The 23342-nt window shown below is 68.2% G+C and carries 19 protein-coding genes and 1 pseudogene; 15 read left to right on the forward strand and 5 right to left on the reverse strand.

Annotated elements, in window-relative coordinates; genetic code table 11:
• Positions 1-9: 9 nt before the first annotated feature.
• Positions 10-498, reverse strand: a complete 489-nt coding sequence (locus WMF45_RS12240) for a hypothetical protein (RefSeq protein WP_437717084.1) — start codon at positions 496-498, stop codon at positions 10-12.
• Between the two features lie 698 nt (positions 499-1196).
• Positions 1197-1346, reverse strand: coding sequence for a hypothetical protein (locus WMF45_RS12245; RefSeq protein WP_437717085.1), 150 nt, complete (start codon positions 1344-1346; stop codon positions 1197-1199).
• A gap of 685 nt (positions 1347-2031) precedes the next feature.
• Between WMF45_RS12245 and WMF45_RS12250 the strand changes: the two genes are divergently transcribed.
• Complete coding sequence (locus tag WMF45_RS12250) at positions 2032-2652, forward strand: hypothetical protein (protein ID WP_437717086.1); 621 nt, start codon at positions 2032-2034, stop codon at positions 2650-2652.
• A gap of 594 nt (positions 2653-3246) precedes the next feature.
• Here WMF45_RS12250 and WMF45_RS12255 read toward each other — a convergent pair.
• Positions 3247-6276 carry a glycoside hydrolase family 3 protein gene (locus WMF45_RS12255; protein ID WP_437717087.1) on the reverse strand — a complete coding sequence of 1010 codons (3030 nt, stop codon included), beginning with the start codon at positions 6274-6276 and terminating at the stop codon, positions 3247-3249.
• A gap of 194 nt (positions 6277-6470) precedes the next feature.
• On the opposite strand from WMF45_RS12255, the gene WMF45_RS12260 reads away from it, so the two are divergent.
• The 8 genes and pseudogenes from WMF45_RS12260 to WMF45_RS12295 all read left to right on the forward strand — a co-directional run.
• Positions 6471-6671 carry a hypothetical protein gene (locus WMF45_RS12260; protein WP_437717088.1) on the forward strand — a complete coding sequence of 67 codons (201 nt, stop codon included), beginning with the start codon at positions 6471-6473 and terminating at the stop codon, positions 6669-6671.
• A gap of 651 nt (positions 6672-7322) precedes the next feature.
• A complete protein-coding gene (locus WMF45_RS12265; protein ID WP_437717089.1) occupies positions 7323-7646 on the forward strand; it encodes a hypothetical protein in 324 nt (107 codons plus the stop codon).
• Positions 7647-7951: 305 nt separating this feature from the next.
• Positions 7952-8323 (forward strand): hypothetical protein, encoded by a 372-nt coding sequence (locus WMF45_RS12270; RefSeq protein ID WP_437717090.1) that lies wholly within the window; start codon positions 7952-7954, stop codon positions 8321-8323.
• Between the two features lie 259 nt (positions 8324-8582).
• Positions 8583-10409, forward strand: a complete 1827-nt coding sequence (locus tag WMF45_RS12275) for a hypothetical protein (protein ID WP_437717091.1) — start codon at positions 8583-8585, stop codon at positions 10407-10409.
• 19 nt (positions 10410-10428) lie between these two features.
• Positions 10429-11856 carry a hypothetical protein gene (locus tag WMF45_RS12280; RefSeq protein WP_437717092.1) on the forward strand — a complete coding sequence of 476 codons (1428 nt, stop codon included), beginning with the start codon at positions 10429-10431 and terminating at the stop codon, positions 11854-11856.
• Between the two features lie 14 nt (positions 11857-11870).
• Positions 11871-16187: a molybdopterin cofactor-binding domain-containing protein gene (locus WMF45_RS12285; RefSeq protein WP_437717093.1), complete on the forward strand. Its 4317-nt coding sequence runs from the start codon at positions 11871-11873 to the stop codon at positions 16185-16187.
• Positions 16188-16298: 111 nt separating this feature from the next.
• Positions 16299-16901: an XdhC family protein gene (locus WMF45_RS12290; RefSeq protein WP_437717094.1), complete on the forward strand. Its 603-nt coding sequence runs from the start codon at positions 16299-16301 to the stop codon at positions 16899-16901.
• A pseudogene (locus tag WMF45_RS12295) lies at positions 16898-17044 on the forward strand (aminotransferase class V-fold PLP-dependent enzyme); the annotation flags it as partial. The gene WMF45_RS12290 and the pseudogene WMF45_RS12295, both read left to right, overlap by 4 nt.
• A 64-nt stretch (positions 17045-17108) precedes the next feature.
• On the opposite strand, the gene WMF45_RS12300 reads toward WMF45_RS12295, so the two are convergent.
• Positions 17109-17369 (reverse strand): transposase, encoded by a 261-nt coding sequence (locus WMF45_RS12300; protein ID WP_437719697.1) that lies wholly within the window; start codon positions 17367-17369, stop codon positions 17109-17111.
• Between the two features lie 378 nt (positions 17370-17747).
• Between WMF45_RS12300 and WMF45_RS12305 the strand changes: the two genes are divergently transcribed.
• The 6 genes from WMF45_RS12305 to WMF45_RS12330 all read left to right on the forward strand — a co-directional run bounded on the left by WMF45_RS12305 (position 17748) and on the right by WMF45_RS12330 (position 22104).
• A complete protein-coding gene (locus WMF45_RS12305) occupies positions 17748-18410 on the forward strand; it encodes a lectin-like protein (RefSeq protein ID WP_437717095.1) in 663 nt (220 codons plus the stop codon).
• 131 nt (positions 18411-18541) lie between these two features.
• Positions 18542-18664, forward strand: a complete 123-nt coding sequence (locus WMF45_RS12310; RefSeq protein WP_437717096.1) for a hypothetical protein — start codon at positions 18542-18544, stop codon at positions 18662-18664.
• Positions 18665-19052: 388 nt separating this feature from the next.
• Positions 19053-19763 (forward strand): DUF3556 domain-containing protein, encoded by a 711-nt coding sequence (locus WMF45_RS12315; protein ID WP_437717097.1) that lies wholly within the window; start codon positions 19053-19055, stop codon positions 19761-19763.
• The gene (locus tag WMF45_RS12320) at positions 19658-20086 is read left to right on the forward strand and encodes a DUF3556 domain-containing protein (protein ID WP_437717098.1); all 429 of its coding nucleotides are present in this window, start codon (positions 19658-19660) and stop codon (positions 20084-20086) included. Before WMF45_RS12315 ends, WMF45_RS12320 begins: the two co-directional genes overlap by 106 nt.
• A gap of 94 nt (positions 20087-20180) precedes the next feature.
• Entirely contained in the window at positions 20181-21170 is a 990-nt protein-coding gene (locus tag WMF45_RS12325) for an AraC family transcriptional regulator ligand-binding domain-containing protein (protein ID WP_437717099.1), read from the forward strand.
• Between the two features lie 31 nt (positions 21171-21201).
• A complete protein-coding gene (locus WMF45_RS12330) occupies positions 21202-22104 on the forward strand; it encodes an SDR family NAD(P)-dependent oxidoreductase (protein WP_437717100.1) in 903 nt (300 codons plus the stop codon).
• Positions 22105-22206: 102 nt separating this feature from the next.
• On the opposite strand, the gene WMF45_RS12335 is transcribed toward WMF45_RS12330, so the two are convergent.
• Complete coding sequence (locus WMF45_RS12335; RefSeq protein WP_437717101.1) at positions 22207-23193, reverse strand: LysR family transcriptional regulator; 987 nt, start codon at positions 23191-23193, stop codon at positions 22207-22209.
• Positions 23194-23342: the final 149 nt, after the last annotated feature.

Consider the following 23342-nt stretch of genomic DNA (forward strand, 5'->3'; position numbering starts at 1 on the left):
CGGGGCCTGTCAGTCTGGACGGGTCGGCAGGCCTCCGGTGGCGCGCGTGCTGTTCGGACTCATGCTCTTCGTCTTCGGGCTCAACGGCTTTCTGGGCTTCATCCCGCCCCCCGCGGTGCCGGAGCGCGCGGCGGCGTTCCTGGATGCCCTGACGGCGATGGGGTACATGGTGCCGCTCATCAAGGGCGTGGAGGTCGCCGCCGGGGCGCTGTTGCTCGCGAACCGCTTCGTCCCGCTCGCGCTGGTGCTGAAGGCCACCAGCCGACCCTCTTCGCAGCGCTCGCACCGGGGCCGCACGAACCCGCGGCAGAGCAGACCGCAGTCGAGGTAGGCTTCGAGCTCCTTCTTCGCGTGCTTGGGTATCCGGACGGCGATTGCGCCGTCGTCGATGGCCCCGTACAGCGTCTCCACGTTGTCGCGCACGATCTCGTAGAGCGTCGTCTTCTCCGGACGACGGCGCTCGTAGACGACGCCCGTGGTACGAGCCGCGCTGGCCACACGGCGCCGACACGGCACGCCGCATGCCACGCGGTGAGGGCGCGTTTTCGCCGCGAATTTCGACAACCCGCCGGGCTATCGCCCATGGCGGAGCGGCGGGCCGGGGGGGGGCGGGCCGCGACGCTCGCTGCCGCGGCGGCGGAGGCGCTCGCCGAGCACCCGCCTCGCGCTCGATATGTCGGCGCGCGAGAACGCAGAGCCGCGCAGTGTTGCAGGAGGAGATCATCCGGCTGCAGCAGAGCCGGCTAGCGGAGCTGTCCACGCCGATGATCTCGATCACCGAGCAGGTGACGGTCATGCCTCTCATTGGGACCATGGATGAGCAGCGTGCCAGGCACGTTCTTGAATCTGCGCTCTCTGGCGCCGAGGCGCTTGGTGCGCGTGCCGCCTCCGTGCCGGCATGCAGGAGCCTGTTCGCCACTCGTTTTCCCTCCGCTCCCCGTGGCGTCCGCAGTTCCGCCATGGCGTCGCCATGCAGCATCGCGGCGAGAGGGTCGTCGCCTGCGCACGCCGCCGCGCTTGCCTCCCGGCACAGGCCTGCTGCTTGCCGGCATCACTTTCCGGATGCCTGCGGGGCGCTTCGGCACGCAACCGCCGCGCGCGGGCGATCCCAGTAGAGCCTGCGGGCACTGGCGAGCGGCAAGGCTCCGGTAGCGAGTCGACGCGAGCGGCGGGCTCGACGTTCGGCCCAGGCCTGCTCACCCCTCCGGTGCCACCGGCAGCCCGAGCAGCCGACCGAGCGCCTCGTGAACGAGCCGGGCCGCCACCTCATCCCCGAGGGCGACGGCGCGGCTCAGGGTGCTGGCGAGCGAGGCGACCACGGCCGCCCGAGGCGACGGATCAGTCACGGCGAGCTCCCCAGGCCCGGAGCTTGACCGCTGGGCCCGGGTTGGGCCGATACCTCCCCTGGGGGTGCGATCCGTCGTCACGCACTCTGCCGGCCCAAGGACGTGCGGATCTGCCGCCGCGTGAAATGCGACCGGCAGCATCCGCTGGTTGGGCCGCTTGGAGGAGAACAGCGGATCTGCGATTGAACGATGCATGCGATGCTGGCGCCGTTGGATGTGGCGATTGGTGGTATCAGAGTCATTCGATGCCGACCGAGCTGCCTGCGTCGAGCGGCGGTGCGCTCTCCGTACAGATCGATGCGCGTCGTCTCGCCAAGCTCTTGCGCGGTAGCCCTGTACGCCGCGCTCGCCGGCCGCGCCATCCGCGGCGCGATCACCCCGAACATCGCCGCGGTGCTGCGCGGCGAGAAGGCGGCAATCCTACCATGCGATTGCGGCTCGCCGTGTGCCGGTTCAGCGGTCTCCAGCGCGGACATCGCGGGGGCTGTCGCGACATGTCACGTGACATGTCACGGCTGCAGCGTGACATGTCACGTGACATGTCGTGGCTGATGCGTGACATGCGGGCACCCTCCGCGGCCGCAATCGACGCCGCGCAGAGCAGCCCCTGGGTGGCATAGGATGTGCAAAGCGCGGCCAAGCAGCGGAACGGATCAACGCAACGACGTCGAGAGGTGTGACTCCTATGCAGATGCACAGCCTGATCATGCGGTTGGGGACGGTGGCCTTCCTTGCTCTGGCGGCGTCCGGCTGCATCATGGCCGAGGGCGCAGAGCAAGCCGAGAGCGAGGCGCTCGACTCGGCAAGCGAAGCCCAGATCGACACTGGATACAAGGCGTGGCGGCTGTACACGGTGACCTTCTCGAACGGTCAGCCGCTGTTTCAGGTCCTCGCGATCGGCGGGACCAACGTGGGCAACTACCAGGCGAACACCGAGTACTTCTCCGTGACCACGGCGAACCTGCAATACCTCGGTCAGAGCAACGTGACCTTCAGCCACACGGATGGCTACGGCACGCCGCCGTCGCAGAGCGGCTCGCAGCAGTTCCAGATGCCCCTGTCCTCGTCCTGGACGTCGTTCTCGACCGACCCGGTGAGCGGGGGATACCGCTACGACAGCGGCGACGTGCACCTGCGCATCGGCACGGGCAACGGTAAGATCACCCGGCTGACCTGGTACCAGGCGATCCCGACAGGGCAGGGCCCGACCAACGTCACGCCGAGCGGGACGTTCACGACCGGCACCGGCGCCGTGACGGTCCCGAGCGGGAGCGCCGGATACTACGCTGACAGCACGATCCAGTGACGCCGAGGGGCCCTCGCGCGCCGTCCGGCCGTCGTGGCGGCCGGGATGGCCGCTGCAGGGGGCCCGAGCTCCCCGCCTATCCTGTCCCGCGCGGTCCTCCACCGACATGAGTGGAGCGATACCTCGACACGGCGGCCTCCACGCCTGATCTCGGGCTGCTCAGGACAGGGATCCCGAGATGCCGAACGCGCTCGGCAGCGGGGGCCATCGACGCCCGCGGTCCCACCCTTTCGGTTTGCTGCGCTACACTGCTTCGCGCTGCGATCCGGCTTCTTTTACCTACGCGCTACGCGCGCATCGCCGGGTACACCACCCGAGCGGCGGCGGCGCGCGGCAGCGACGCCGGCCGCGGGAGGCGCCCGGCACGCGCGGTGGCGGCCCGGCCGGCGCTCCAGGGGTGAAGCGGGGCGCCCGAAAGGCGCCCGGGAGCGGTGCTCAGCCGCGTCCGGTACATGAGAAACAGAGCGGCGGTCACCCGCACAGGAGACGGGCCCAGATCGGCGTTTTCGGCGCGGAAGCGCACTCCGGTGCGCTGAGCACCGAAAACGTCGAGATGGGCCCGTATCCGAAGCGGGTGACCGCCGCTCTAGAGGATCAGAACGTGCAGGTGGGGGTGGGGCCGGCGGTGAAGGGCTCCCAGCGGACGTCCTCGATCGCCACGTCCATCGGCGACTCCGAGTAGAGGAGGAAGGGCGTGTTGACGTTGGTGATGTCGAGCCCGTTGTTCGTCAGGCACTTCAGCGGGACGGAGACCTCGTGCCACTCCCCGTCCGCGATGGAGGTCAGCGTATTGGCGACGTTGATGTCGCCGAGGCAGGGATACACGCAGTGGGCTGACAGCGTGACCAGCGGGCCCTCGGGCGGAGCATCGACGCGCGCCCGGAAGACGATCGAGGTCTCCGAGTTGTAGTAAGGCGACAGATCGACCCCGGGCGCGCCCGCCGAGACCTGCGCGTAGATCTGGCCCGTCGCGCTCCAGGTCACCTGCTTGGCGCTGCCCTGGATCTCGCCGTCGATCGTGCTCACGCTGACCTCGCCGCCGGGCAGGGTGGCCCCCATGCCCACGTCGATGCCGCCCCAGTTCGAGGGGCCGCCGATGCGCAGCACGTAGTCGCCCTTGTCCTCGCCATCCACGAAGATCTCGAGCGGCTCGCTCGTGGTGCCGGCCGCCCCCGGGTCCGGGGCATCGCAGCCGTGGCCCGTGGAGACCTCGGGCAGATCGTCGCCGAGCGCGTCGGCGTCGGTGGTCACGAGGCCATAGCCATACGCGAAGAGCGGCTCCTCGCCGTCTCCCCTGTTGATGGACGTCTGGCAGTCGGCCGAGGGCCACGAGAACGACAGCTTGCCCTGGAACTCGTGATCGCCGAAGAGCACGTCGGCGACGCCGCCGCCCTCGCTGCCCGGCAGCCAGGCCGCCACGAACGCGTCTGACCGGTTGAGCTCCTTGTTGGTGTGGAGCGGGCGGCCCGACACGAACACCGTGACGATGGGCACACTCGGCGCCTGGGCGCGGATGGTCTCGATGACGGCGAGGTCCTCGGGGTAGAGGTTCGCGTGCTCGAGCGTCTCGAACTTGCCTATATCGCCCTGGCCCTCGGCGTAGGGCGTCTCGCCGATGACCACGATCGCGGCGTCGAAGGTGTCGGCCGCGGCGGTGCCGTCGGGGCTCAGGGTCGCAGCGCCGCTCAGCCCGGCGGCCGTGATCGTCTCCTCGATGCCGGCGTAGATGGACTGCGCGTTCGGGAAATCGGCGTTGGTGTTGCCGGTGCCCTGCCAGGTCAGCGTCCAGCCGCCGGACTGGTTCTGGATGTTGTTTGCGGTCTTGCCGGCCACGAGGACGTTCATCGACTTGCTGAGCGGCAGGACATCGCCCTTGTTCTTGAGCAGGACGAGCGACTTGCGCACGGCCTCGCGCGCCACGGCCCGGTGCTCAGGCGCGGCGAGGAGCGCGGCGTCGCCGGCGACCGACCGGGTCGACGGGGCGCCCTTGCTCGCCCTGGGGCCGAGGAGGCCGGCCCGCATCTTCACGCGCAGGATCCGGGTCACCGCGTCGTCGATGCGGGCCATCGGGATCTCGCCGCTCTCCGCCTGGGCGATGGTGTTCTCGATGAACGCCATCCAGTCGTTGGGCACCATGATCATGTCCACCCCGGCGTTGATCGCCGCGGCGCACCGCGCGTTGTTACAACCCGGGAGCTGGCCGTGCCCGTTCCAGTCGCCGACGACGAAGCCGGTGAAGCCGAGCTGGCCCTTGAGGATGTCGGTGAGCAGGTACTGATTGCCGTGCATCTTGTCGCCGTTCCAGCTGCTGAACGACGCCATCACGGTCTGCGCGCCCGCCGCGAGCGCGGAGAGGTAGCCCTGGGCGTGGATGTCGCGCAGAGCCTCCTCGGAGCAGACGGTGTTGCCCTGGTCCTTGCCCTGCTCGGTCCCGCCGTCGCCCATGAAGTGCTTGGCGGTCGCGACCACGTGCGCGCCGTTGAACAGGTCCGCGCTGTCCGCCGGCCGGCCCTGCAGGCCCCGGATCATCCGGCCCGCGTAGCTCCTCACGATCTCCGGATCCTCGGAGTAGCCCTCGTAGGAGCGGCCCCACCGATCGTCCCGCACCACGGCGAGCGTGGGGGCGAAGGCCCAGTCGAGCCCGGTGACGGCGACCTCGGCGGCGGTGATGGCGCCGATCTCCTCGATGAGATCGGGATCGTTCATGGCGCCGAGCCCGATGTTCTGCGGGAACAGCGTCGCGCCGATCACGTTGTTGTGGCCGTGCACCGCGTCCACGCCCCAGATGACGGGGATGCCGAGGTGCTCGCCGGGCGCGCCGCTCGTGTCGATGGAGGCCGCGTAATAGGCGTCCGCGAGGTCGACCCAGTCGGCCACGGTCGCGTGCTTGGAGCGGCCCGGCCAGGAGCCGCCGCCGTTCAGCACCGAGCCGATGTGGTACTCCCGGACCTGGTCCGGCGTGATCGCCAGGATCTCGGGCTGGACCATCTGGCCGACCTTCTGCGCCACGCTCATCTGCGCGAGCAGCTCGGCGATGGCGTCCTCGATCTCCGGGTCGAGCGCGATCTCGCTCGTCACCGTCGGCCATTCGACCGACGCGCTCTCGCCGCCCGCGCCGCCGCCACCGGCGGTGCCGGTGGTGGAGCCGGCGCCGGAGCCGCCTTCGCCGCCGCCGGCGGTGCCCGTGGAGCCGGCGCCGGAGCCGCCCGCGCCGCCGCTGCCGCCGGTGCCGGTGGTGGTGCCTGCGCCGGAGCCGCCCTCGCCGCCGCTACCGCCGGTGCCGGTGGTGGAGCCTGCGCCGGAGCCGCCCTCGCCGCCGCCGCCGGCGGTGCCGGTGGTGGAGCCTGCGCCGGAGCCGCCCTCGCCGCCGCCGCCGGCGGTGCCGGTGGTGGAGCCCGCGCCGGAGCCGCCGTCGCCGCCGCCGCCGGCGGTGCCGGTGGTGGAGCCCGCGCCGGAGCCGCCGTCGCCGCCGCCACCGGCGGTGCCGGTGGTGGAGCCTGCGCCGGAGCCGCCCGACCCTGTCGCGTCAGCCGGGGGATCCGTGGAGTCGTCCCCGCAGGCGGGAACAGGGATGGTCAGGGCTGCGACCAGCAGCCATCTACCGTATTGGTTACAATGCTTCATACCAGCGCCGGAGCATGGTCCCGGCGCAGTGGGGCGTCAAATTTATAGTCCCGCAGTCTGCTTCTATCAGGACCTCTGTCGGCCATCGCTCACGCCACACCTACACGCAGACCACGATTCATCGCTTCTCGGCGGACCAGGACTTCGGTATCCTCGATCCTCCTCCAGCCACCAAGGCAGCAAGGAAGAACGCCATGTCGCAACATTGGACGATCGCGGGCGCGCTGCTCGCCTTTGCGCTGCTCGACGCCGCCTGCGCCGACCCCGAGCAGGACGCTTCCTCCGGCGCGGCGAGCGGCGGTTCCACCTCGGTGAGCCTGCACGTGGTCTTCCTCGACGGGGCTTATCACGAAGACGGCACCGAGCTCGTGTGGAACGAACCAAGGGGCGGATGAAGCTCGTCGCCATGGTGACCGAGCCAAGGAACATCGCCCGCTTCCTCTCCGCGCTCGGCGAACCGACCGACGTCCCAGCACGCTCTCCCAGCGCCGACGCAGCGGCCGCCGTACTGGAAAAGCACCGTTGTGCGCCGCAAGGCGCCCGGGGACTCGGAGGCTGCGTCCCTCGAGGAAGCGACGCGTCTCCCAAAGACGCAGGCTCCCGGAGACGCCTGCCAACCCGGAAGCCTCAGCCATGCGGCCTGCTACTGTCTGCGCGACCTTGCTCGCCCGTCCGCTGCTGGCGTCAGGCCGAGCAGCCGACCGGTCGCCTTGTGGACGACGCGCGCCGTCTCCTTATCCCCCCAGGCGCAGGCGCAGGCGCGGCTCAGGGCGCCGTCTCGGCCTGGGCGCCGTCTCGGCCTCGGCGCCGACGGGGCCGAGGCCGAGACGGCCAGTAGGCAGGATCCCAAATCGCGCTCGGGCGCGGCCATCCCTGCCGGGGTGGAGCTCGGTTTCGTGGGGATGCGCTGCTCGAGGCGGCCGAATCCGCTCGGAAGGATTGAGCTACCCTCCACGAAGCCGCATCGAGCCGTAGGCATGGACGCTGGCATGACGGTTGCTCCTGTGGGACCACAGAACGCGATACAGGTCGCAAGGAGAGCCATCATGGGATCCGACAAGAATACCCCGGGAACTGTTTTGCTTTCGAACGACGATCTCTACTACTTGCTGTATCGAGCCGCGCAAGAGTCGAGTAGTTTGGACGGGTTCAACAACAACGTCACGAGTCTCCTCGACCAGAAACTGGGGTCAGGCGCCTACATTCTCACCCTCGCCGTCAGCCAGGGGGGGCAAAACGGAGTGCTCTACAAGAAAAACCCCAGGCTCGATAGCAGCTCCTCCTGGTCGGGAGATACCGGGAGTCTGCCAGGGTCCGTGAGCAATTACGGCGTCTATTGCTTCGTGGCGTGGGGCAGCGCTCCCGGATGAAGGCGCCCTTCTCGCCTGCGCGGCGACGATACAGCCGAAGCGCCTCCCGCGACGGCGCCAGAGCCATCTCCTGAGGCGGATGCGCTCCCGGCGAAAGGGAGCCCGCCCTCCGGCCGAGCCTGTCGTTCACCGTGTCCGAGGTGAGATGCACCGTTACGGCACCACGCCGCTCCCCTCGTCCGACGGCTGAATCCGCTTGGAAGGGTCTTCTCGAAAAAAGCCGCGCCGAACCGTAGAAGGGCGGCAGGTATCGTTGTTGCTTTGCTAGACGACAGAACGCGACGCGCGTCGCAAGGAGAGTCATCATGAATACGCCGATGAAAGCCCATTCCTCCGTCACGGAAGCGGTCAAGACCAGGACGCTCGAGCAAGTCGTCGCAGCGGGGAGATCCGGTGCGTTTGCGGGAGATGATCTCTACTGGATCTTGTATCGAGCAGCGACAGAGGCATCGGACACGAATGGGTTCTATTTCGGGATCATCAGTCTGCTCGACCAGGCTCTGGGGCAAAACGCCTACATTTTCGCCTGGACAATCAGCAAGAACGGATACAGTGGCTCTATCGCTAATACTAATCCCCGGCTCCCCAATGGCCTCCAGTGGGCTGGAGACGCCGGGGTCCTGCCAGGAGTCGTGAGCGCTTACGCCGTCTCTGTCTTCGTGTTCTGGGGCGGCTGAAGCGCGCAGATGCATCGCCGGGCCCCCGCCGCGGGGGGCTCGGATCTCGACTGTACATGATACACCTCTGGCACAGCGGTGATACAGTAAACAGGACCACGATTGGCGCTGGGACGCGACCATCCCTACCGAGATGGGGCTCGGTTTCGCGGGATGCGCTACACGAGGCCTCCGCCGGTTTAGCGCAGGGGCTTGGCATGCCTCCTGCGAAGAGCTCACCAAGACGCGGGTCATCCGACTCGCGCACGACGAGATTACAATGAACCGAAACAGACTCATGCATGGTTGGCGTATTTCAGGACACGTATTGGTGGGTGCGGGGGCGTTCTTCGTGATGTCGTGTAAAGGAGCCGAGACGCAGCGCCCGGCGGCATCGACCTCCGCGGCGGTCCAGGCGCCGCGCCCGGAGAGGAAAGACTCCTGCGAGACCCAGCCCTCGTACATCAACGTCGCGGCCTGCGCGCCGCCCACGGATGTCGCTGCAGGCGCGGACCTCAACCAGGCTGCCACCTTCGCCTGGCAGGAGTTCATCTCGCTCAACTGGCCCGCGGTGAAGCAAACCTTCACGTCAGGTACGCGCGGACAGCTCGATGCCAATGCCCGGCTCGACGCCATCAACGACAAGAATGGCACCACGCCCACGTGGATGACCTACCGCCACAAAATCGAGGTCTTCCCGGGTGGGGGCAACAAGGACGGCGTGAAGCCGTACAACTACGACGATAAGCCGCAATACATCTACGATTCGAGGAAGGTGGGGGGGGATGGCACGATTCCCTTGTGCGACGGCGGGGACCCCCAGAACCTCAAGGACACCGAGGGCGCGCTCTTCCTCAACGCGGACGAGGCCACCCAGATCGGGCAGAACTCCATGTTCGCGGGCGTCGTCGAGGCGGCGAAGGTCGACCCGAACGACCCCGCGGCGTCCCAGATCGTGTTCATGGTGAAGGCCAATCCCATTTACGTCAAGTACGTGCAGCAAACCGGCTGGTTCACGGGCATTCCAAGTGATATCGAGACGAAGACCATGCAGTACGTGCAGGACAAGAAGAAAGACCCCGAGGCGGGGAGCACGGACCTGGTCAGCCTCCCCCTCAATACCATTCTCACCAAGTCGGCTTGGCGCCGCGCGGTCCCGGGGGACGAGCAGACCCACCTGGTCAGGCCCTTGCGCCGGTACAAGCTGAACGGGTCGAACTACTGCTACGCGGTCAACTATTACACGCTGGTCGCGCTCCACATCATCCAGAAGACCAATTCGGCGCCGCAGTTCATCTATGCCTCCTTCGAGGCCGCCGACAACATCCTCACCCAGGACGGGCAACGGGTCGAGGACGACAGCGGCCGCATCACGAGCCAGGGCCAACCTGCCCGTTACCCCGCGATCACCTCCGTTCCCGCCACCGGCTGGAACAAGGCGTCGCGCCAGAGAATCACGGCGGCCTCCGACGTCTGCAAGCCCGGCTCGAGCCTCTACTACGAGAACAACCCCAAAAATAAGAACATCCCCCAGGCCAAGGTGTGCGTCCGCGCGCGGCTGTCCCCGATCCCCCAGACCATCATCCGTGCGAACGACGCGGCGCACCAAGCCTTGGACAGCTACGCCGAACAGAATGGCTCCCCCAAGAGCGTCCTCAGGTACTACAAGCTCGTGAACGTCCAGCATGTCCCCGCCACGAAGGAGGCCATGGCGGAGTACACAGGTGGCGGTGGTGTCGAGCCCGCGACCTACTACATGGCCAACATGGTCCTCGAGACCAGCCAGGTCTTGCAGCATTTCTCCGGCGGCTTCGCGGGCAACCCGGATCCGAACAGCTCGAATGACCCGGCCGACGGCACCATCACCGACTATGCGTACGGCGGCGATACGCCTCAGGTGGGGCCGAACCTCGCCGTCAACGGCACGAACTACCTCATGGGCGGCTGCATGGGTTGCCACGGCCAGGCCCAGAAGGAAGGTGGCGGGTTCAGCTTCGCGCTCGACGGGATCGCCAAGGGCTTCAGCGCCAAGCCCGAGTACCCTCGCGGACCGGGTAACCAAAACGGATTCGACGACTTCGCCGCCCGCTGGCAAAGGCGACGCTGATCACCGAGGTGCTCTTCCGATGAAAAATTACGCTTTCGCGTCCGTGCTCCTCACCATCGCGGCGGGGGTATCCCTCGGCGCCTGTGGGAATGGGAATCAAGCCGGCCCCAAAGTCGTCGACGGAAAGGGCGAGCCCGAGGAGCTCGCCACGGCAAGGTCGCTCGCCTTCCGGGACGCGGTCAAGGCTCCCCCCGTGGGCTGGTCGGGGCCCGTGTTCAAGCTGAGCCACGACTATCCGAAGGAAAAGCCCACGTGCGACTCGCCCTGGCTGCGCCGCAACGTGGATTTCAGCGGCAAGAGCTCCACGTGGAACGCGGATTGGCAGGGCTACGTGCAGGACATCGTCAATTACGTCAAAGAGGGCCAGGAGCCGAATCTCCCCGATGACCCCGGCTGGCGTATTCAGGTGTCCGGCCAAACCCGCTGGTTCAACGTCCCCTGGATGGCCTACGACGGCGAGCGGGGCCGCGAGTTCGTGCATGGCTTGACCAACGAGCTGTCGACCGCGGAAACGGCCTTCATCGGGCGAGGCAGCGGCAAGCACATCCTGCCGGGCGCCAGGAAGAGCGGCGGCGACGACCCGCTCTTCGAGACCTGGTCGATCGGCTACTACAATCCCTGCGGCGCGTGGTCGATCGGGCAGCAGTGGCCCGAGAGCGGCGCGCCGGCCACCTACGAGGAGAACGGGCGGCTCCTGGCTCGCGGCATGCCGTTCCCGGAGGGCACCGTCGTCGTCAAGCTGCTCAATACCACGGCGACCGAAAAGGACGTGCCCTACATGAAGGGCTCCACCAACTGGCAAGCCAACGGCCACAAGCAGACAGGGCCGCGCACCTACGCGACGTGCGAGCGCGAGGTGCGCGAGGTCCACCTCGTGCAAATGGACCTCGCGGTCGTCGACACGCGCTCGCCCACGCGCTGGGTCTACAGCACGCTCGTCTACGACGGCACCCTGCCCGGCGCCACGATCTGGGATCGCATGCGGCCGCTCGGCGTGCAGTGGGGCAACGACCCCCAGACCTTCCCCGCGGTGCCCCTGGCCAACAGCAAGCCGCTGAGCCAGTCGGTCGCGGCCCCCGTCAACATCCACGAGCACTACGGTTGCTTCAAGCGCCTCGCCGGCGACGTGGACCAGAGCAACTCGAGCTGCACGTCGTGCCACATGGGCGCCTACGCGGCCGCGCCGGGGGTGGAGATCAAGCCGGGCGAGAACGTACCGCCGATCTTCAAATTCGATGGGATATGCGACACCTACAACGCGACGAACGCGAGTTATTTCGCTAACTATGCCTATCCGAGCCCGTTCCCTGGCAGCAGCGGCGATGTCGCGGCAGCGATCCCGCTGGACACCTCGCTGCAGCTCCAGGTCGCCTTCGCCCAGTACGCCTACTTCAAGAACAGCGACCCGAAAGTCGTACCCAAGTCCACCTGCCCACCGGCGCGCTGAGCGCGAGGACCACCATGACACAATCGCGATCTGATAGCGACGCAGGGTTCGCCACCGACCTGCAATTCGTCCTCAATGGCCAGCCGGTGGTGCTGAAGGACGTGGACCCGACCACGCTGCTCGTCGATTGGCTGCGCTCGCCCGAGGTCGGCCTCCATGGGACCAAGAAGGCGTGCGGCCAGGGCGGCTGCGGCGCGTGCACGGTGATGATCACGGAGCTGGACCCACAGACCGGGCAAAAGATGTTCCGCTCGATCAACGCTTGCATGCGCCCCATCTGCACGCTCGACGGCAAGGCGGTGACCACGATCGAGGGCACGGGCTCCACGACCACCTCGTTGAGCCCGGTGCAGTACCGCATTGCCAAGGAAAACGGCTCGCAATGCGGCTTCTGCACGCCGGGCTTCGTGATGAACATGCACTCCGTGCTCGCGACCGCGACGAGCCTGGGCAAGGGGCGGCCGACCAAGCTGCGTGTCGAGCAGGCCTTCGACGGCAACCTGTGCCGCTGCACCGGCTACCGCCCGATCCTCTACGGCATGAAGCACTTTGCCTCCGACTGGAGCGACGCCGACAAGCAGGGCTGCCTGCACACGGACGTCGACCCCGCCGATGAGGTGCCGCATTGCCATACCGTGCCCGCGGACTTCCCCAGCTCGCTCGAGGCCCCCCCGCGCGCGCTCCACTATCGGAAGGGTGTCTATGACTGGTACCGCCCCGTCACCCTGGCCCAGGTGCACGAGATCCAGCAGCATTACGACCCGAGCAGCATCAAGCTGGTGGTGGGGAACACCTCGATCGGGGTTTACGACAAGTACACCGAGGATCCCCACGTCCTCGTCGACGTCTCCCACGTGCCCGAGCTGCGGCGCAAGGACGTGGAGCCCGCGCAGATCGTGGTGGGGTCGGCCGTCTGCTACAGCGACTTGCTCGATATGCTCGACGCTCTGCTCGCGCAACGCGGAAAGGTCGAGCCGGGCACCGCGGGCGAGGGGTACGAGGCGCTGCATACCATGGTCCAGCGCACCGCGGGCCGCATCGTGCGCAATGCGGCCAGCCTGGGCGGGAACACCATGATGGTGGCGCGGCACGTCACCGAGGGCGTGCCGTTCCCCTCGGATGCCTTCACGGCCTACTGCACCCTGGGCGTCAAGGTGCTGGTCAGCACGGGCGCGGGCGCCCCGACCGAGTACCACATCCTCGACTTCGCACACCACTACGCGAGCTCGCCCGCGCTGCGCGCGACGGGGGTGCTCGTGAGCTACCGCATCCCCACCACACCACCGCGCGTGTTCGTGCGGACTTACAAGACGGCGCTGCGGCCCGAGAATGCGCACTCGATCGTCAACGCAGGCATGCTCGCGGGCTTCGACGAGCAGGGCAACGTCACCGGCGCGCGGATCGTGTTTGGCGGGGTCGGGCCGCTCGCTCTCCACGCCAAGCGGGCCGAGGGCTTCCTGGAGGGCCGCCCGTGGAATGCGGAGACCTTGGCCGGGGCCATCGATTGCGTGCGGCAAGACGTCTCGGAGCAGCTCACCCTGCACCACGACCGCATGGCGGCGCTGCCCGACGAGGGCTTCACCGACGCGTACAAGCTGTCGCTCGCCGAGGGGTACTTCTACCAGTTCTTCGTGTACGTGGCCGAGCAGGTGGCCCACCACGAGGTGTCCAAAGACGTTCGCTCGGCGGGCAAGCGCAGGGAGAGGCCGGAGAGCACGGGCAAGCAGAAGTACGAGCGCTACAAGGACGAGTACCCGGTCAACAAGCCCTACATCAAGCTGGGCGCGTTCCTGCAGGCCACCGGCGAGGCGCGCTATACGCACGACATCCCGCTGCCGGCCCGCGGCCTGGAGGCGGCGGTGGTGACCAGCATGAAGGCGCTGGCCCAGATCTCCTACCAGATCCCCAGCGGCGATTCGCTGGTGACCGCCACCGCTGCCGAGCTTTCGGCCTACCTGGCGACCCGCTATCCGGGCTTCGTGGATTACGTCACCAAGGACGACATCCCCCCCGGTGGCTCCAACGCCCAGGGCTTCGGCAACGACCTCCTGTTCGCCGACGGCATTGTGACCTCGTACGGGCAATGCATCGGCCTGGTTTTGGCGCAGACCGCCGAGCAGGCCATCAACATCGCGCAAGAGATCGCCACTCGCTGGGTCCGGTACGCGCCGGTCGTCGACGACGACCGTAAGCCCGTCCTGCCCACGCTGACCATCGACGAGGCCCGGGGCCAGGGCAAGATCTACCAGGACAGCCAGCACTACCCCGTGCACGTCTGGAAGATCCAGCGCCCCGGGACCAAGCTCGACTGGGTCGCGGGCGACGATTCCGGCAGCCGCGTCGTGCACAACGACGCCGTGCTCGACGGCGTCCAGTGCAAGGTGTTCCACGGCAGCGAGCGCAGCGGGGCGCAGCTCCATTTCTACATGGAGACGAACGCGTGCGTGGCCATTCCCGGCGAGCGCGACCGCATCGTGGTGCATTCGTCCACCCAGAGCCCCGACTCGGTGCAGAGCGGGGTCCGCGGCGCGCTCGGGCTCGCCATGAACCAGGTCGGAGTCGAGATCGCGCGGGTGGGGGGTGGCTACGGCGGCAAGACGACGCGCTCGCCCTACGTCGCCGGCATCACGGCGGTGGCGGCGTGGAAGCACCGACGCCCCGTGAAGCTGGCGATGCGCCGCGAGAATGACAGCGCGATGATCGGCCACCGGCACCCCTTGCTGGGCGAATACGCCGTCGCGATCGCCACCGGGGAGGGAGACCCGGATCAGCGCGGCCGGCTGATGGGCCTGAAGACGGACTTCTGGACCGACGGCGGCAGCACGCTCGATTGCTCGTTCGTCGTGATGGATTGTCTCCAGCTCCGGGCCGACAGCGCCTATAACATTCCCCACTACCAGACCAGCGGGGACGTCTGCCAGACGAACAAGGCCAGCAACACCGCAATGCGCTCGATGGGCTCGGTGCAAGCGCTGCTCGTGCAAGAGGACGCCATCGAGCAGGCCGCCCACGCAATCGGGATGCTGCCGGAGGACGTGCGGGAGAAGAACCTATACCAGCTCGGAGGGATGACCCCCGTCGGGCAGGTGCTCGATTACTGCTACCTGGGCCACGTGTGGGAGCGCATCAAGCAGAACTCGAAGTTCGCCGAGCGTCTCGCGGCCGTGCAGAAGTTCAACGCCGAGAACCGCTGGAAGAAGCGCGGCATCTCGATGATGCCCGTGAAGTACGGGAGCGGCTACAACGCGCCGATGCTCGAGCAGGCGGGCGCGCTCGTCGAGGTCTACGCCCAGGATGGCACGGTGCTCGTGCGCCAGGGCGGGGTGGAGATGGGCCAAGGGCTGCGGGTGAAGGTGGCCCAGGTGGTCGCCAAGGAGCTCAACATTCCCATGGGGCTCATCGAAATCGGCGACACCGACACGCAGGTGGTGCCGAACCCGGTGGGCACAGGGGCTTCGACGGGCTCGGGCTTCAATGCGGCCGCCGCCAAGAAGGCCTGCCGCGACCTGCGCGACCGGCTCCAGGCGTACTGCATGAAGAAGCTCGAGGAGAACGGCCTCGCGTGGTGCCAAGAGAACCACATCGACTTCTGGAACCACCAAGATGGGTGGCGCAAGGTGGTGCAAATCACGACGAACGGCAAGACGATCGAGAAGACGATCTGGCAGTGCGTCGTCGCCATAGCCCATAATGACCAGTTCAACCTCTCGGCCCAGGCGCGCTTCAAGCAGAAGGGCGGGGCCGAGATCGACACCGGTCTGATCTTCAAGCCGAACGCAGGCAGCGAAGTCGTTTATCACTTCACCGGGTTCACCTACAGCGCCGCCTGCACCGAGGTGGAGATCGACGTGCTCACCGGGGAGACCACGGTGCTCCGCGCCGACGTGCTCTACGACATGGGCGATAGCCTCAACCCGGCCATCGACATTGGACAGGTGGAGGGCGCCTACGTGCAGGGGCTCGGCTACGTGCTGAGCGAGGATGTGCTGTTCCAGCCCGACGGCCCCGACGCAGGCGCGCTCAACGCCGACAACACCTGGCGCTACAAGGTGCCGGCGACGACCTCGATCCCCATCGAGTTCAACGTCGACCTCTTCCCGCGCTCCACCGCGCCCGAAGTCCCCGAGAGCCCCTACGACCTCTACTCGTCGAAGGAGGTCGGCGAGCCCCCGCTGGTGCTTGCGATCACGGCCTTCTTCGCGCTCAAGCACGCGATCCTGGCTGCGCGGCAGGATCGGGGGCATAACGAGTGGTTCCAGCTCCAGGCGCCAGCCACCGTCCAGCGCGTGCAGCAGGCGTGCTTGGTGACCCAGGAGGATCTGACCCTCTGAGCAGAGCGGGCCGCGGTAGTGGCCCGCTCCTCGAGCCGCGAGCATCGCCACCATGACCCTTGCCTCCATGCCGCGCTGTTCGCGTGGTCAATCCACTCGTGGATCACGACGATGACCCCCTCTGATCCCAGGTTCTACGCCACGCTCCTCGAGATGCTCGGATCCGAACGCAGCTTCGCCGTCGCGACGGTCGTGAACGTGCGCGGCTCCGCGTCAGGCAAGCCCGGGGCCAAGGCGATCTTCGACGAGCACGGCCATAACCTCCACGGCTGGGTCGGGGGCGGCTGCGTCGAGCGCTTCACCGGCGAGCAGGCGGTCGCGGCGATCGCCGAGGGTCGACCGCGGCTCGTCGTGGCCGATCTCGACGACGAGGTGCTCGGCCTGGGCATGCCGTGCGGCGGCGTGATGGACATCTACATCGAGCCGGTGCGCCCGCGGCCGCCGCTGTTTTACGTAGGTCTGGTTGCCAGCGCCAGCCGGTCGCGGTTGATCCGCGAGCGGCTCCCGGGTTCGCTCGCGGATACGCTCGGCGTGCTGCGAGCCCCGGCCGGGCTGGCCATCGGGGCGCGCACGCCTGCCGAGATCGCGTTGAGCATCGTGGTCGAGATCCTTGCCTTGCTGCACGGCCGCAGCGGCCGCGCGCTGACTGCGCTCGAGGAACTCCCGGCCCGGCGCCGGGGCCCCTGCCCCGATGCGGGCGTAGGCGAGCGATGAGCACGGCCGTGGCAGCGCGCAGCGACTTCCCCGCGCTTGCGGCCCCGGGCTTCGTCTACCTCGACAACGCGTCGACCACCCAGGCGCCGCTCGCGGTGATCGAGGCCATCGCGGCCTTTTACCGAGACGGCCACGCCAACGTAGGCCGCGCATGGATCCGCTCTCGCTCCTGTGCCGCCTCGCGGCCAGCGTCCCGCCGCCGCGCTTTCACACCGCTAGGACCTGACCGACCTCGCGCGTTCGCAGGTGACCGAGTTCGTTCCACACGAGCTCGGTGCCGTCTTCGTGATAAGCCCCGTCGAGGAAGACCACGTGCAGATGCGGATTGAGCCGCATGTCGCCGGACGTGCGTTGCACGACGGTCACCGCGCCGCTCCTGACCGCGCCGCACGCGCCTCGGCGCTCGGCGCGCTCTTCGTAGAACCGCTCCACGCTCTCGACGAAGAGGCGCGTCAGCACGCCGAACAACGCCCCGTCCTGGGCGAGCCTGCGCCGCCACGGAAACGGAAGCGCGCGTGAAGCGCTGATTCTGGATCGTGCGCGGTCGGCAGGGCCGATTGGGGGGAGTCCGTCGGGACTTCCCTGGTTGCTCTGGCAGTTGCAGTTTCGACCTTGATCGTCGCCGTCGGAGGACGGCGGTGGGGTCAACCTGAACCGGGACCACCGAGGGGAGATCCGCGAACGGCTCGCGCCGATCGCCGATCGCCGAGCCCGTGGATTTGAATTGACACCGAAAATGTGAACGCTCACAATCGACACGATCTGTATCCCCATCCCCCATGAGTCCGGGTGCTGCGACGCGAACGCCACATCGGTCTTTTGCGGGTCGAATGCTGGAACGAATCGATGAAACTCTCGGATTTTTCTCTGAAGCTTTGGGGCTTCCTTGCCTCAGGACTGCTCGTCTCCTGCTCCTCGGACTCCCCGCCGGGCAGCAACGAAGGCTCGGCCGGGCAAGGCAGCGCGGAGGGCGGAGCCGTGACGACCGGTGGTGCCGGAACAGCTGGCTCCGCGACGGCTGGTGGTGGTGGTGGTGATGGTGATGGTGGTGATGGCTCCGGGCAAGGCGGCAGCGGAGGAACCAGCGGCGGTGGAGACGACGGAGGAAGCGCTGGTATGGGAACGGGCGGCTCGAGCTCGGGCGCGCATCCCGGCGACGCCGTGCAGTTCAACGGTCATTGGTACCGCCATACGACTGCAACCATCGATGCAGCGGCAGCTCAGGGGATCTGCTCCGGGCTGGGAGGCTATTTGGTCTGCATCGAGAGTCAGCCAGAAGATGCCTTCGTGCTGACGCTCGCGGGCACCACCCGCCCGTGGATGGGCATGAACAACTTGAAGGACGTCAATCACTACGAGTGGATCAATGGCAGCCCGGTGACCTACACGCACTGGCAGCCGGGCCAGCCGGACAACCCCGCGAACGAGCGCTGGGTGAAGATGGTCGCCGACGGCACCTGGGACGACGGCAACATCGACACCTCATACATTTGCGAATGGGACGACTGACGCCCAGAGTCTCGAGAAACCTGCGCAGATTTCCGCGTGGACGAGATCTTCGGACTCGACACCTCGATTGCGGTTTGAAGCGGGGACCAGAGCGAAGCTGGGTCGAGTTCGGCGTTCAGCGACGCGAGAGCGTGGAGACCGCGCTCGAAGGCATGCAAGCAGTCGTGTATCTGATGACGTGCCCACGCCGTTCGATGCCGCCGCGCGCCGAGCTCGGCCGCCGCTCGCGGCTGCTCGAATGGTGGCTGCAGTAGCTGGCGCGTCGCGTCTGAGCTCAGGTATGCTCGCGGTAGCCTCGCTCGCCAGCGCCCGCTGCTACGGCCGGTCGGGGAAGCAAGGTGGGCGCCGATTCCAGAGCAGAAGACGCCCACGGATATCGGCTACGATACGAAGCGTGGACGCGTCCTTGTGCCCCACGTCGTGGTGGACACGGTGGACGTCTACGAGCTGAGGTAATCAGCGGACGCACGCTGGGCCGCGCCTGCGGGTGGTGAGGGAGCTTGGGGTGCTCACCGGAGGGGCTTGCGTTCCGGCGAGCCACAAAAGGGGCTCGCCGGAACGCAAGCTCTCCCGCGACGAATGGCAGGCCCGCCGCGCGTCGACTTCGTGAGCCGGGGGACGCGTTCCGGTAGCATCGCGGCCGTGGCCCTGCTGCGTCCGCTCGCCCCGCCGTACGATCCGCTCGACTGGGTGAAGCGGCCGTTCCCCGAGCGCGCACGCATGGTCTGCGAGGCGTGGGCGCTGCAGGGCTCCGGTGCGCCGCTCGCCGTTTACGTGCTCCACGCGGTCAAGCTCGCCCTCTATGCCGGCGCCTGGGTCCTGTTCTGCAGCACCTCGCCGAGCCTCGGCGGCCTCTCGACGATCGGCGACTGGTGGCTGCGCCCGCTCGCGTTCCAGAAGGCGATCCTGTGGAGCATGCTGTTCGAGGGCCTGGGCTTCGGCTGCGGGTTCGGTCCGCTCAGCGGACGCTACGCCCCGCCCGTCGGCGGCGCCCTCTACTTCCTCCGCCCCGGCACCACGAAGCTCTCGCTGTTCCCGCGCGCGCCGCTCCTCGGCGGCACGCGGCGCACCCCGCTCGACGTCGCGCTCTACTTCGCGCTGCTCGCCCTGCTCGTGCGCGCGCTGCTCGCCCCCGCGCTCGGCGCCTCGCACCTCGTGCCGATCGCGGCGCTCGTGCCGGTCCTCGCCGTCGCCGATCGCACCATCTTCCTCGCGCTGCGCGCCGAACACTACTGGTGGTCTACGGCGTGTTCGCGCTGTTCTGGGCCCACCCCGGCGCGCACCCGTTCGACGTCGGCCCGCCTCAGCTCGGCGCGCTCCTCGCGATCATGCTTGTCGCTGTTCCGCTCCTAGGCAACATCGCGCCAGGGCGGATCTCGTTCCTGCTCGCGATGCGGTACTACGCCGGAAACTGGCCTTATAGCGTGTGGCTGTTCCGCGGCGACAGCTATCGAAAGCTCGACCGGCTCGTGAAGGCCGCGCCGTGGATCTACGACCAGCTCGACCGGCTCTATGACCACGCCACGTCGGTCGGCCTCGTCGGCAAGGTGCTCGCGTTCCGCCTCATGCACCTCCAGGGCCTCAGCTTCGATGTGGCCGTCGACGAGCAGGAGGCGAAGGGCAGCATCCTGTTCGGGGGCAAACTCTACAGCGTCCGACGGACGCGCGACCCCTGACGGCGAGCTTGCTGGCACCTCGCGCCGCGCCGTCGCCCTCTGGTTGGCGCGATCGGACTGGTCGTGACGGCTCGACCTCGCTAGGTTCTTCGCGATGAACGGTGACGTCGTCCGCCTCTCGTCAGCGGTGCGCGCTCGGCTCGCGCGCCTCGGCGCGAACGTGCCCCACGCGACCGCCGCCGCGCGGGCGCCGTCCAGCGGCGAGCTGAGCACCGCGCAGTTTTTCACCTTCTGGGAAGCGCTCGGCGCGTCGTCGCCGCACGACGTCGGGCTTCGTCTGGCGATGGAGACGCAGGTGCACGAGTACGACATCTCGTCGCTCGCGGCGCTGCACTCTCCCGACCTCGGCACCGCCTTGACCAAGCTCGCCCGCTACAAGCGGCTTTGCGGGCCGAAGGACATGGCCATCGACACGACGGGGAAAGAGGTGGTGATCCACACGACCTACCTGCACGCGCCAGGCCCCATGCCCCCGCGTCTGGTCGACGCATCGCTCGCCTCGCTCCTCGTGCTGTTGCAGCGAGGCAGCGGGCTCGCGCTCGCGCCGAAGCGCGTCGAGCTCTCTCGCGCGCGCAGCGACGAGCCGATGCTGCTGCGATTCTTCGGCTGTCCGCTGCGGTTCCGCGCGAAGCGCGACGCGCTCGTCCTCGATGAGCGTCTCCTGACGACGCCGTTCATCACGCACAACGCCGACCTGTTGCAGGTGCTCGTCCCCAGCCTCGAGCAGCAGCTCGCGCCCCTCGAGCACGGTTCGTTCGTCGAGCAGGTCCGCGCGGTGGTCGCTCGCCGCATGGCGGGCGAGCGGCCGAGCATCGCGAAGGTGGCGCGCGAGCTGTCGCTCAGCACGCGCACGTTGCAGCGGCGCCTGGGCGAGCTGGGGGTCAGCTATCAGCGCGTGCTCGACGAGGTCCGGCACCGCGCCGCGCTGCGCCTCCTGCGCACCGACGACGTCGACGTCAACGAGATCGCCTTCCTGCTCGGCTTCGACGAGGTCAACTCCTTCACGCGGGCGTTCCGATCCTGGGAGGGGACGACCCCGAACCGCTGGCGCGATTCGATTCATTTGTGGCGCGATCGGATTTGAACGCTGGCGCCTCGCGCACGATGTTTCGTGCATGACGGAGAACAACTCGCAAGTATGGTTCATCACCGGAAGCTCGCGGGGGCTCGGCCGCGCCCTCGCCCTCGCCGTGCTCGCCGCCGGGCACCGCGTCGTCGCCTCGGCGCGCAAGCCGGCCGATCTCGATGACCTCGTGAGACAGCACGGCGACCGCGTGAAGACGGTGGCGCTCGACGTCACGCAGCCCGAGCAGGCCGTGGGCGCGGTCAAGGAAGCGGTCGACGCCTTCGGTCGCATCGACGTGCTCGTCAACAATGCGGGCTACGCGAACGTCGACTCGGCTGAAGATATCCCGCTCGACGATTTCCGCGCGCAGATCGACACCAATTTCTACGGCGTGGTCCATGTCACGCGCGCGGTGCTGCCCGTGATGCGCGCGCAGCGCAGCGGGCGTATCCTGCAGATCAGCTCCATCGGCGGACGGCGCGGCGGCACGCCGGGTCTGAGCGCGTACCAGGCGGCGAAGTTCGCCGTCGCGGGCTTCAGCGAGGTCGTCCTCAACGAGGTCGCGCCGCTCGGCATCCAGGTCACCATCGTCGAGCCGGGCGGCTTTGGCACCGACTGGGCTGGCAGCTCGATGACGATCTACCCCTCGCAGCTCGACTACGAAGCCACCGTGGGCGCGACCAACAAGCGGCTCCGGGGCAACCCCGGCGCGGCGCGCGGCGTGCCCGAGAAGGCCGCGAAGGCGCTGGTCGAGCTTGCGTCGATGGACAGGCAGCCGCGGCGCCTGCTGCTGGGGAGCGACGCGTACGTGCTCGCCAGGCTGACGCTGCAAGAGCTCGGTGCCAGCGATGATGCCCACCGGGCCCTCAGCGCGAGCACCGACGCCGACGGCATACCCGACTTCGCCGACACCGACGTGGGGCGAGCGATGCTGGAGCTGCACCACAACTGACGAGAGCGCACAGCGAGGACACCATGGAACTTCACTCACCCCCGGATGTCGCGAGGGGCTCTATCGAAGGACCGCGTTCCCTCCACAGCCTGTGGGGCGAGGCTATCTGGAGGCGCGCCGGGCGCCGCCGGGCGTTCTCGAGCGCGGGCGCACGCCGCCCTTCGCCGCCCGCTTCGGCTTCGGCGCGTCCGCTCGTGGGGGGAGGTTTTCCCCTCCCCACGCCATCACCGCGTCGATGAAGGCGCGGAGCTGCGGCGGCATGAACTCGCGCTCCACGTAGACCACCGCGATGTGCGAGTCCGCCTGGATCGCGCCTGGCAGCACGTGCAGGAGGGCGCCGCTCTCGAGGTGAGGGCGCACGACCTGCTCCGGCAAGAGCGCGATGCCGAGGCCCTGGAGCGCGGCGTCGCAGAGCAGGAGGAGGTCGTTCGTGAAGAGCGCGCCCTCGACCTGGAACTTGCCGCCGGCGGACGGCCAGTGCGTCTGCGGCAGCTCCCCCCGGGCGAAGCCCATCATGCAGCGGTGGTTCCGCAGATCACGGCGCGTGCGCGGCGTGCCGCGGGCCTCGAGGTACGCGGGCGAGGCGACCGCGAGGAGCGGCATGCGCGCCAGCGTCCGGGCGACGAGGCCGGGCTCGAGCGCGCTGCTCGCGCGGAGCGCGACGTCGTAGCCGCCGCGCTGGAGGTCGACGTACTGGGTCGCGCTGTGGACGTGGAGGCGGACCTCGGGGTAGCGCCGCGCAAAATCGCAGAGCATCGCGTTGAAGCTCGTGTCCACCATCGGCGGCACCGAGACGCGCAGCTCGCCGCGCACGGCGCCGTCGGCCTTGCGCACGCTCGCCTCGGCGTGGTGGACGGCGTCGAGCACGGCGCGGGCGTGGCGGTAGAGCGCCTCGCCCGCGTCGGTGGGGGCGAGGCTGCGCGTCGTCCGGCGGAGCAAGCGCACGCCGAGCCGCTCCTCCAGCCGCGCGAGGCGGCGGCTGATGGTGGCGCGAGGGACGCCGAGCTCGGCGGCGGCGCGGGACAGGGATCCGGCCTCCACGGTCTTCGAGAAGGCGAGGAGCTCGGAGGTCTCGAGGGGTTCGTTCATCTGGATCAAATCCTGGCAGGTGCTTCCAACTGTTGATGCATTGTTACAGGCGTGTCCAGGCCCCAGAATCCTCGCTCATGAGCGACAAGGCACGCGGCCCGCGTCGGCGAGCACGCGCTCGCGACCTGAGGCGGGATCTCACGGAATGA

This window comes from Sorangium sp. So ce448 (assembly GCF_051520915.1).
In the GTDB taxonomy this organism is placed as follows: domain Bacteria; phylum Myxococcota_A; class Polyangia; order Polyangiales; family Polyangiaceae; genus Sorangium; species Sorangium cellulosum_B.